Raw genomic sequence first — 11,620 nt, 5'->3', positions numbered from 1 at the left:
TGATTACCCCACTGAACCTTCAAGACTAATTTCGAGCAGCTTGCCGGCTTCTACGGCAAATTCCATTGGCAGCTCTTTGAATACTTCTTTACAGAAACCGTTAACAATCATAGAAACGGCTTTCTCTGTGTCTAAGCCACGTTGCTGACACAAAAATAATTGTTCGTCACTCACCTTCGATGTTGTTGCTTCGTGCTCAACAATGGCTGAAGGATTACGACTTTCGATATACGGGAATGTGTGCGCGCCGCATTTATCACCGATAAGTAGCGAGTCACACTCGGTAAAGTTACGTGCACCGTCTGCGCGCGGGCCCATTTGAACAAGACCGCGATAAGCATTGTTACTGTTCCCTGCTGAGATACCTTTAGAGATGATGGTCGACTTGGTATTTTTACCCACGTGAATCATCTTAGTACCGGTATCAGCCTGCTGACGACCGCGCGTTAGCGCTACTGAATAGAATTCACCCACACTGTTGTCGCCTTTAAGAACACAGCTTGGGTATTTCCACGTAACCGCAGAGCCCGTTTCAACCTGTGTCCAAGATATTTTCGCATTGGTATGCGCTACACCACGTTTAGTAACGAAGTTGTAAATGCCACCTTTACCGTTCTCATCGCCTGGGTACCAGTTTTGTACCGTTGAGTACTTAATTTGGGCATCGTCCATCGCAACAAGCTCTACCACTGCTGCGTGAAGCTGGTTCTCGTCACGCTGTGGCGCTGTACAACCTTCAAGGTAACTTACATAGCTGCCTTCATCAGCGACGATTAAGGTACGCTCGAACTGACCTGTGTTCATTTCGTTTATTCGGAAATAAGTAGAAAGCTCCATTGGGCAACGTGTACCTTTTGGAATATAAACAAATGAACCATCAGTAAATACGGCGCTGTTTAGCGCGGCGAAATAGTTGTCAGTACGCGGAACTACTGAGCCAATGTATTTTTTAACAAGATCAGGATACTTCTGAACTGCTTCAGAAATTGGGCAGAAAATAACGCCTGCTTCTTCAAGCTTTTCACGGAATGTTGTAACTACCGATACCGAATCGAATACCGCATCTACAGCAACGCCCGCCAGCATTTCTTGTTCGTGTAGCGGAATACCCAGCTTTTCGTATGTGCGCAGTAACTCTGGATCCACCTCGTCTAACGACTGAGGTTTATCCTTCATACTCTTTGGTGCCGAGTAGTAAGAGATCGCTTGATAGTCAATTTTTGGATAGTCGACGTGCGCCCAGTCTGGCTCTTCCATCTCTAGCCATGCATGGTAAGACTTCAAACGCCATTCAAGCATCCATTCAGGCTCGTTTTTCATTGCTGATATGCGGCGGATAACCGACTCGTCCAGGCCGCTCTCAAACGTTTCAGATTCGATTTCTGAATAGAAACCTGCATCGTACTTTCTTTCTAACGCCTGTTCGATCTGTTCACTCATGTTGGGATCTCACTTGTTTGCCTGCATTTGCTGCCACAGCGCTTTCTACTTAACTAGCAAATAAATCACCCCACGGTCTTGGTAATTTATGCAAATCTTCAACTTCAACAACTTTATTTATCTGGGTTTAGCCCCCAAAGAATTGCTGAAACTGCCAGTTACATTGCGGACAGCCTAAAATTTTGGTGCCGTAGTATATAATACCCGACTATTTCACTCAAATATTCAGCCATTAATTTATGGCCACTCACATGTTCTAAACGCTGCTTGAAGCTCAATTTCCTTCAAGCTCGCATTAATTTTCGTCCACATTCCCTAAAATCAATAGAATGTGTTAACACAACCTACGCATTGTCCCAAGCAATAACGCTTGCTCAAATCTGCGCTCTAATGGTTGATCCGACTCTACACTAAGCTCTGTTTCTAGCGCTTAGTCAAACACCTAGCTAAACGACTATTAGCGCTTATGCTAAAACCGCTTGTCGCAGTCGCGTGGTTACATCAACGACTTTGTTTACTACGTAATCAATGTCTTCTTGGGTCGTAAAACGCCCTACACTAAATCGTATACCTGCGTGAGCCAGCTCATTACTACGGCCAATGGCTTTTAGTACATAAGAAGGCTCTAGACTCGCTGACGTACACGCCGACCCTGAAGATACGGCAATGTCATTTAAGCCCATCATCAAGCTTTCGCCATCTACATCCGCAAAGCTCACATTCAATATGCCGGGGATGCGCTGCGTGGCATGCCCGTTTAGGTAAATATCACCAAGCTGTTGAAGACCCTGCCACAGCGATTCACGCAGTTTTAAGATGCGCGTACTGTCCTCTTCCATTTTTGATGACGCCAGTGCAATAGCTTCACCCATTCCCACGATTTGATGGGTGGCTAAGGTACCCGAACGCATGCCGCGCTCGTGTCCACCGCCATGAATCTGTGCCACTAAATTGATTTTAGGGCGACGACGCACATATAAAGCCCCCATCCCTTTCGGGCCATAAATTTTATGGGCTGATATCGACAGTAAGTCTATCGGAAGCTCAGCCAAATCAATCGCTATCTTGCCAACACTCTGCGCACCATCCACATGAAAAAACACGCCTTTTTCGCGACAAAGTTGCCCAATGGCTTTGATGTCTTGAATAACGCCAAGCTCGTTATTAACGTGCATGACCGATACTAAAATAGTGTCTTCACGCAACGCGTTTTCTAGCTCTTTTAAGTCAATTAACCCGTTTGACTGAACTTCAAGATACGTAACTTCAAAGCCCTGGCTCTGTAAATACTCACAGGTATCTAATACCGCTTTGTGCTCGGTATTTACGGTAATAATATGCTTACCTTTGTCGGCATAGCCTTGCGCAATACCTTTGATGGCGAGGTTGTTTGACTCAGTTGCGCCCGAGGTAAAAACAATCTCTCTAGGGTCGCAATTCAGCGCGTCGCTAATTTGATTTCTAGCAACATCTACCGCTTCTTCAGCCATCCAGCCGAAGCGATAGCTACGAGAAGCCGGGTTACCAAAGTTACCTTCTAACGTTAAGCATTTTGCCATCGCCTCAGCCACATTTGGGTCTACCGGGGTCGTTGCTGCGTAATCTAAGTAAATGGGTGTTGATAAAGCCATGCGTTACTCAATACCAATTTAAAGTTGAATACTTACTTCGATATCTTTAGTGATATGACGAAGTGATGCATTACCGTCCTGACGACCGGCCACTTCCTGCACATCGCGCTTAGCCATTAATTCACCAAGCGTAATCGAGTTCAAAAATGCGGCAATACGGTCGCTTAGGTCTTGCCACAAGCTATGGGTTAAGCAACGATCACCGCCTTGGCAATCAGCTTGCCCTTGACACCGCGTAGCATCAATAGACTCGTCGACGGCGCGAATGACTTCGCCTATTGCAATGTCACTCGCTTCGCGGCCTAATAGGTAACCGCCACCGGGCCCGCGAACACTGTCTACTAGCTGCTCTTTACGCAGTCGAGAAAAAAGCTGCTCTAAATAAGATAAGGAAATTTCTTGTCGTTCTGAAATATCGGCAAGAGGCACTGGACCACGCTTTGAATGCAAAGCGACATCAAGCATTGCGGTAACCGCATAGCGCCCTTTTGAAGTGAGTTTCATTGAATTCTCCCGCCGTTTTGTAGTGCGGGAATTTTCACATACCCGACTAAAATGGTCAAGTATAAGACCTAGTAATTTAGTCAGGTATTATTGATGCGTGTAATCGCTTTTGTTTATTAGAGATATAAGCTCTGATGCATTGTAACACAAAGCATTTTTTAGCGGTGTTTTTACTTATGATTGCGCTCTTCAAAGAATATATATTTCATACGCAAAAATTCACGTTTATTATGCCCGCTTACCATTAGCATTTAAGTGGATATGAGCAAGAATACTGTCTGCTATTCGATGTGACTGAATATTATCAATTTGATGGCGTAACCCTCGCAGAACCTGATGCTTAGCACCAGATATAGCTTTAGCAGTTGCAGCGCCACCACTTGGGTGAACCATGTGGTCGACGTCTCCGTGTATCACTAACGTTGGTGTTTTAACGTTTCTAAGCATTGGTGTTCGATCACCTGATTTCATGATTGCACCAATTTGCCGAAACAGGGCTTTTGCATCACTCTTACCACCATTGCGCTGCCATGCTAATTTCGCATATTGGTGCCATTGGTTTATGGCATCTTCAGCTGCCGCATCACCTATATGAGTCATCATTGCTTCATAATTTCTAACCGCATCATTTTCACATGCTGGTGCCTTTGCTCTTGCTAAACGCCATAGCGTTGAATAAGACGGTTGACCGACTTTTCGACTTCCAGTGGTAGAGAAAATCGATGTCATAGATTGCACTTTTTCTGGATGAAGGCTCGCGAGAGTTTGCGCAATCATCCCTCCCATAGACATTCCAGCAACATGTGCGCTTTCGATATTTAGCGCCTCCAAAAGCTGGGCAGTATCTTCAGCCATACGCTCCAGCCCGTAAGCCCCTTTAGGAGCCTTGCCTCTTAGTTGCTGAAGGAGAGAAGGATGCGGTGTGTTGCTGCGCACCGACTTTCCAGCATCGCGATTGTCGAAGCAAATAACACGGAAACCACTGGCCACTAAGCGTTCTATTAGTGCTTTTGGCCAGTAAACTAATTGAAGACCCAATCCGACAATAAGTACGATTGTCTCACTGTTTTCACTACCATGTTCGGCATAACAGAATGTATCACCGTTATTAAGCGTTACAAATTTCTCATTATGCTGGGCTAAGCTCATATAAATATTCTCGTTTAGTAAATACAGGGTATCGCAGAACGCTCAAAACTCTATTCGAATTTAAGAGCAGGATCGTCTACCCGCCCTTTTCGGAAAATCTTTACATCTTCTGCATAATTAAACGACATAGACCAGGGATAATGCATCCCTTGTCGGGGTAACTTATCTAATGAACGTTGAATGTAACCGGCCCCGAAGTTAAGTAACGGCTGTGTTTCCATATTCTGCGTGGCAACGGGTATACATGCTACATAATCCTGTTGCTTCATATAGTTCAATAGACGAGTAAAATGCTCACATAACAAACCTATTTTTAAGGTCCATGAAGAAGATGTATAACCAACCGCAATCGCAAAATTAGGCACGCCACTAAGCAGCATACCCTTATACGTAACGCACTCTGAAAGCGTAACAGCTTTGCCATCTATTTTAGGAACTAATCCACCTAATGGCAGAAGATTTAAGCCGGTTGCCGTTACTATAATATCGGCATCTACATGCTGCCCCGAATTGAGTTTAATTCCCGATTCGGTAAATGTATCTATCGTATCCGTTTCAACAGACGCTTTTCCACTTGAAATTGATTCGAATAAATCACCACCTGGAACTGCGCAAAGCCTCTGCTCCCAAGGGTTATAAGGTGGGTTAAAGTGAGTATCTACTGGGTACCCTGCTGGTAGCATCTTTGCATTAAGAATGCGTATTATTTTGCGCGCACGATGCGGAAAGCGCTGACAAAACCCGTACACCCAGCGCTGTTTCGCTATATTAAACCGACGCGCAGCTTTAACCGCTGTATCTTCACTAAACCATGCATGTAAATATTCTGCGACCGGATCATCAACGGGGACAGGCAATATATAGGATGGCGTTCTTTGCAGCATAGTCACGTGCGACGCGCTTTTTGCTAATGCGGGAACTAGCGTTACCGCTGTAGCACCGCTACCTATCACCACTACGCGTTTATTTTCGTATTCTAGGTCTTCGGGCCAATGCTGGGGGTGTACGATTAGACCTTTAAAGCGGGATTGCCCCTTAAAGTTTGGGGTATAACCTTTGTCATATCGGTAATAACCTGATGCGTTAAATATCCATCTTGCAGCGATTTGTTCTTGCTGTCCGCCTTTTTCTGACGATAACGTTACTCGCCAATATTTCTTATCGCTTTGCCAGTCTATATCCACGACACGTGTCAAAAAGCGTATATGTTCCTTAATCCCATTTTCAGCAGCGGTCTCATCAACATAGGCTTTAATTGACGCGCCATCAGCTATAGCTTTTTTCTCTTTCCACGGTTTGAAGTCGTAACCAAAGGTAAATAAATCGGAATCTGACCGTATTCCTGGATACTTAAATAAATCCCAAGTTCCGCCTAGATCGCCCCTGGCCTCAATAATCGAATAGGACAAGTCAGGGCATTTATTTTGAATGTGATATGCACAGCCAATACCTGAAATACCCGCTCCTACGATCAAAACGTCTAAAAGTGGTAACTCGCTCTCCATAACATCCCTGAAAAGCCATAACTAACGTTACCACAATGTATGTTGGAGTCTTACACTAGTCAACACAGATGTTAAATCATTGTAAAAGCAGTCTTTTTATTTACTGTTACTGTTGCAGTATAGAGGCAGAATATCTGTAGCCCTATTAGAATTAAATAGGGCTTAAGCTTTAAATTGCTGGGTCGAAGGATGAATGGGCTTTTTCGCGCTCTTGAGTTTCTGTTAAATCAAAGCCCGTATCTGCGAAATCTTCAGCACTGATGTTGTGTAAATTATCGGTACACACATCGCCACCCAATGACTGAATGACCTTGCACATCTCTTCCACTTTCGTATCCATTTGATGCATGTGCTCTAGCATAATTCCCATAGCATTAGCCACTGGGTCAGGGTTATCTGGCGCGACTGCATAGGCATCAAAACCATATTTCTGAGCAATTTTATCGCGCTGAGGATTTACCGTGGCATTCGACTCTTTTTGCTTAGAAATAATAATACGACCGGGAATGCCAACTGCTGTAGCGCCGTCTGGAATATCTTTAACAACTACAGAATTGGACCCTACTTTGGCATTTTCACCAATGGTAACCGGCCCTAAGACTTTAGCCCCCGCCCCCACGACTGCGCCGTTTTTAAGGGTTGGGTGACGCTTGCCGGCTTTCCAGCTAGTACCACCAAGAGTCACCCCATGGTATAGGGTAACATCATTGCCAATTTCGGCGGTTTCACCGATAACGACGCCCATACCGTGGTCGATAAATACCCGTCGTCCTAACGTTGCCCCTGGATGAATTTCAATGCCCGTAAGCCAACGACTAAACGTTGATAATGTGCGTGCCAACCATTTCCATTCTGCCTTCCACAATTTGTGGCTAATTCGATGTAGCCACACAGCATGAAGGCCAGGATAGTTGGTTAATACTTCAAAGGTATTTCTAGCCGCAGGGTCGCGGTGAAAAACGCCTTTTACATCATCTTTAATACGGGCAAACATAACTGCTTACTCTTTCTCGTCTTTATTTTCGGTGGAGTTAGCGCTTTTAACCGATTTATCGATAGACGCCAATATTCCGCGTAAAATATTAAGCTCTTGAGATTCAGGACGTGCGCGGTTAAACAAGCGGCGTAGCTTAGTCATTACCACACCTGGGTGGCTTTTACGTATAAAAGACGTGCCTTCAAGCGTTGTTTCCAAATGGGTATAAAAACGCTCTAAATCGTCATTTAGCGGGTATTCTTCTTCAACGCTTGGATAAGTTTCGCGATTTAAATACGCCATGCGAATTTCATAACACAGTGTTTGAACTGCAGCCGCTAAGTTAAGCGAGCTATATTCAGGGTTAGCGGGAATGCACATGTGAAAGTGACATTGCTGCAATTCTTCATTCGTCAAACCACTGTTTTCACGGCCGAAAACCAAGGCTACTGGGTACTTTTCTACTTCCTGTACAAGCTTCTCTCCGCAGTCACGGGGGCCAAGCATAGGCCACGAGTGAGTGCGCGAACGCGCTGACGTTCCTACCACTAAGCCACAGTCTTTAACAGCTTCTTCTAATGTTCCTACTATTTTAGCATTTGCCAGCACATCGCCCGCACCTGCTGCTAGGGCACTCGCTTGACCATCAGGTTCATTTACTGGATCAACAAGATAAAGGCTACTCAGGCCCATGGTCTTCATAGCACGCGCTGTTGAGCCTATGTTTCCAGTGTGAGAAGTGTTAACCAAAATGATGCGAATATTTTCGAGCATGCGTGTGATACCTACGTACTTTTATAATTAGATGATATTCGCGAACGCGTATCACCCTACAATCTTAAATAAGTTCAAGTTTATCATAGCGGCAGTATAGAAGGCTATGAGCAGCTCACGTCCCCTTAAGCTACATTGCATGCTATATAATTTTTTGAACCGGCCAGTTTGCCCCTTCCCCACGGCTCTTATTGAGGATAATTCTAATCAGCGCTGTAAAAAATACGGGATATCATTAATTGTTTCGCTGGTGGGAATTCATTTGCAACGCGCATAGATTCTGGTAGACTCCGCCCGTTTTCGTAAACAACTAGCTATTTTTTATACAGCTGGTTTGTTTCATTGGTCTTTTACAATTGGTGGTTTATCTATGCATCCTATGCTGAATATTGCGGTGCGCGCTGCGCGTGCGGCTGGAACAGTTATTGTTCGTGGTTTTGAAAAACATAATGAAGTAGCGACAGAGTCAAAAGGCTTAAACGACTTCGTTACTCAAGTTGATAAAGAAGCGGAACAAGCAATTATTGCCAAAATTCAGCAGTCTTACCCGAACCATTGCTTCCTAGGCGAAGAAGCGGGTGAGGTTCTGGGCACAGAAACAGACTATCAGTGGATTATCGATCCGCTAGATGGCACCACTAACTTTGTAAAAGGCATCCCTCACTTTGCCGTTTCAATTGCACTTCTTCACAAAGGTCGTCTAGACCAAGCGGTTGTTTTCGACCCAATTCGCAGTGAATTATTTACCGCGAGCCGTGGTCAAGGCGCACAGCTAAATGGCTATCGTATCCGTGCTTCTAAACCACGTGACCTTACTGAAACCATTATTGCTACTGGCCTACCTTTCAAAAACAAATCTCAGTTTGGCGAGTATGCACTTAGCCTAAACAAAATTTTCCACGAAGTGGGTGACATTCGCCGCGCAGGTAGTGCAGCGCTAGACCTTGCTTACGTTGCGGCTGGCCGTCACGACGGTTACTGGGAGCGTGGTATTAAATCTTGGGATGTCGCAGCAGGTGAGCTTATTGTTCGTGAAGCTGGCGGTTTGGTAACAGATTTCAAAGGCGGTAACGACCCACTTCACAAAGGCGAAATTGTTGCTGGTAGCGTGAAGGTTGTTCAAGGCCTAGTTAAGCACCTGAAATAAGAAGCACCTTAAGTAAGAAGCACCTTAAATAAGAAGCAGCTCATATAAATCGCTCGTAAGCACATAAACTGAGCCGATTTACCAAGCACAGTTAAACAGTAAAGGCGCTATGACACGAATGACGTGACATAGTGCCTTTTTCTTTTTCTCACTTATAGTTTTCGTTTAACTTTAGGCCAAACAAAAATCTAAGTATTAAAAAGCGCTTGGCGACTTCGTATGTCAGTGCGCACCCCACAACGGTTATTAGCGTTATTAAAATAAATTCTCCGAGTGTCGACGATACACGGGAGCTCAAAAAGAACGCCGCCACCACAATTATCGTTTGATGCACCATATAGTAGGGCAATACGCCTTTGTTCAAATAGCTCACCACCTTACTCGGGTTAGACAAATATTTTCGACCGAACCCCAATATTGCTGCCAACCATGCCCAGTGATTAAGTACAACGATTACACCAACCAAAACACGAAATCCAGGCGACGACTCCATTAACTGCCCTGTAGGGCCTAGCAAGTCGTGACGGTCTAAAATTATGACGCTGTAAAGTACTATCCCAATGGTTAAACTTACGTGACGGGATTTCATAATTGCAGCATACAATGCGGGTCTAAGCACAACCACAATACCTACCAGCATCACAAAAAAGTACTTTGCATGACTATACCAATCATCAAGCAAGTCGTGCGACGTGGGATATGCTGCTCGTAGCTCCAGCCATATGGCAGTCATGATTGCAACCACTAACACGCTAAACAGCGCCAAACTATCGAGTACTCTCAACGCCCTTACTTCCACAAATCTGATAAGCGGGAAAAACAGCAATATGAAAGCGCTATACACAAAAAGGTAAGGTAAAAACCAAAGGTGATTCCACGTCAGTAAACCAATTACCGATTGTTTGTCGATAAACAAGTCAGTGTTTGGATTAATGTAAGCAACGTAGAACTCGCTAAACGGCATGGCTAGTGCTCCGCTTACTGTCCACTCTACATAAACTTGTGGCGCGACGATAACAAACATACCGAATACAAGAGGAATTAATATCCGCAACGCCCTCTTCCCCAGTAGTGAAAGAGATACACGCCAGCGAGAGGTCGTTTGGCCATAAGCGCGGCGCAGCACGACGGTAAATACCATGGCAGAGATCAAAAATAATAAAGACATACGCCATTGGTTGGTCAATATCATCACATCTTGTAAAAGTGGAAATTGCACGTCGCTTTTTATATGCCAGCCCCACTCTAAAACGTAATACATTCCGATGTGATAAAAAATGAGTACACCAAATGCGATGACACGCAGCGCATCCAACTCGAAATAACGCTGAGTGACAGGACTCTCGACCACGGCCGTCTCTCTCGCCTCCCCCTTAGAAGTTCTATTAACAAACGTTGCTTCCTGATCAACATATGCTTGCGTCAATGTCCTCACTCCTATTCAATAGTGCTTAACTAACATGCTGCATCTAATGTGATAGACGTCCGACAGCAAACGCCTAAGTGACGAGAATTAAGGTAAAAAGGGTTAAGCGGTGAATAACTGGGATGAAAAATGGAGTCAGTTTCTTAGGGATTCTGAATCAAAACATAAGTACGCTGCATTTGTTTTGCTTGCAGCCTATTTGTTTATAAACAATTCGATCAATGCTGCGTCTAGTTGGACTGAATTTTCTCGAAGCGACAATAACAGCGTAGCACTTTGGGAGCCGTACGTTTGGGAATACTCGAGTGCTTTGAGTACCGCTTTGCTCGTCATCCCATTAATTATCGCTATACGTAAACTCGATCAGAAAGTAAAAGTGGGAGCGACATGGCTTGGGTGGCATTTTGCTTTCGCCAGTTTATTTTCGGTAGCCCATGTATCATTAATGGTAGCATTTCGAAAGCTCGTCTATTTATTCTCTGAACGCAATTATGACTTTGGGATATGGCTCAATGAGTTCATCTACGAATATCGAAAGGATGTATGGGGCTATATTACTCTGATTACTTTTTACTATATTGCACGGTTTGGCTATCAACGCTTAATTGGTGAAGCATCACCTATTACACGCGACACATCACAGATAACGAGTGACTACGTGGCCAGCACCTTACCCGACTATTTATTAGTGAAAAAGCTCAATAAGGAGTTTTTAGTTCAAGTCACTGACATACAGCGAGTAGAAGCCTCAGGAAACTACATTAACCTTCATACTCACGTGGGCGTTTACCCCTTGCGTTATACCCTTGGCCGGTTTTGTAAAGAAGGAGCGCATCAAGGCTTTATGCGAGTGCACCGGTCGCACGCAGTGCGAATACCTGCCATTGTGTCTATAAGTTATGAAGAAACAGGGGATGGAACAATAATGCTCAATAACGGTCAATCAGTAGCGCTTTCCAGGCGATATAAAGATGATCTGAAACAAGCATTAGCCCCCAATCAATAGTAAATTCCACTTTTGATAAAGCATAAAAAAACCGCATCGTAGATGCGGTTTTTGTACGTTTC

General features: G+C 44.5%; 10 protein-coding genes. 2 read left to right on the top strand and 8 right to left on the bottom strand.

Translation table 11 applies throughout. From position 1 onward, the window contains the following. Positions 1-3 precede the first annotated feature (3 nt). The 7 genes from sufB to trmJ form a co-directional block, all read right to left on the bottom strand. Positions 4-1,440 carry a Fe-S cluster assembly protein SufB gene (gene sufB, locus ACYTPF_RS07275; protein ID WP_269917414.1) on the bottom strand — a complete coding sequence of 479 codons (1,437 nt, stop codon included), beginning with the start codon at positions 1,438-1,440 and terminating at the stop codon, positions 4-6. A gap of 464 nt (positions 1,441-1,904) precedes the next feature. After that, positions 1,905-3,071 (bottom strand): IscS subfamily cysteine desulfurase, encoded by a 1,167-nt coding sequence (locus tag ACYTPF_RS07270; protein WP_461851736.1) that lies wholly within the window; start codon positions 3,069-3,071, stop codon positions 1,905-1,907. 18 nt (positions 3,072-3,089) lie between these two features. Further along, positions 3,090-3,575, bottom strand: coding sequence for a Fe-S cluster assembly transcriptional regulator IscR (iscR, locus tag ACYTPF_RS07265; RefSeq protein WP_179984062.1), 486 nt, complete (start codon positions 3,573-3,575; stop codon positions 3,090-3,092). A 228-nt stretch (positions 3,576-3,803) separates the two neighbouring features. Next, positions 3,804-4,724, bottom strand: a complete 921-nt coding sequence (locus ACYTPF_RS07260; protein WP_461851735.1) for an alpha/beta fold hydrolase — start codon at positions 4,722-4,724, stop codon at positions 3,804-3,806. Positions 4,725-4,774: 50 nt separating this feature from the next. Next, the gene (locus ACYTPF_RS07255) at positions 4,775-6,229 is read right to left on the bottom strand and encodes a flavin-containing monooxygenase (protein WP_461851734.1); all 1,455 of its coding nucleotides are present in this window, start codon (positions 6,227-6,229) and stop codon (positions 4,775-4,777) included. A 169-nt stretch (positions 6,230-6,398) separates the two neighbouring features. Next, positions 6,399-7,223 (bottom strand): serine O-acetyltransferase, encoded by an 825-nt coding sequence (cysE, locus tag ACYTPF_RS07250; protein ID WP_461851733.1) that lies wholly within the window; start codon positions 7,221-7,223, stop codon positions 6,399-6,401. A 6-nt stretch (positions 7,224-7,229) separates the two neighbouring features. Then, positions 7,230-7,979, bottom strand: coding sequence for a tRNA (cytosine(32)/uridine(32)-2'-O)-methyltransferase TrmJ (gene trmJ, locus ACYTPF_RS07245; RefSeq protein WP_179984066.1), 750 nt, complete (start codon positions 7,977-7,979; stop codon positions 7,230-7,232). 370 nt (positions 7,980-8,349) lie between these two features. Here trmJ and suhB point away from each other — a divergent pair, with 370 nt between their 5' ends. Then, positions 8,350-9,126 carry an inositol-1-monophosphatase gene (gene suhB, locus ACYTPF_RS07240; protein ID WP_461851732.1) on the top strand — a complete coding sequence of 259 codons (777 nt, stop codon included), beginning with the start codon at positions 8,350-8,352 and terminating at the stop codon, positions 9,124-9,126. Between the two features lie 148 nt (positions 9,127-9,274). Here the strand turns inward: suhB and ACYTPF_RS07235 are convergent, their stop codons facing one another. After that, the gene (locus tag ACYTPF_RS07235; RefSeq protein ID WP_461851731.1) at positions 9,275-10,561 is read right to left on the bottom strand and encodes an acyltransferase family protein; all 1,287 of its coding nucleotides are present in this window, start codon (positions 10,559-10,561) and stop codon (positions 9,275-9,277) included. Positions 10,562-10,661: 100 nt separating this feature from the next. Between ACYTPF_RS07235 and ACYTPF_RS07230 the strand changes: the two genes are divergently transcribed. Further along, positions 10,662-11,558 (top strand): LytR/AlgR family response regulator transcription factor, encoded by an 897-nt coding sequence (locus tag ACYTPF_RS07230; protein ID WP_461851730.1) that lies wholly within the window; start codon positions 10,662-10,664, stop codon positions 11,556-11,558. Positions 11,559-11,620: the final 62 nt, after the last annotated feature.

The sequence above is a fragment of the Alteromonas sp. HB246098 genome, from assembly GCF_054890645.1.
This window is presented reverse-complemented; position numbering and strand designations above follow the sequence as displayed.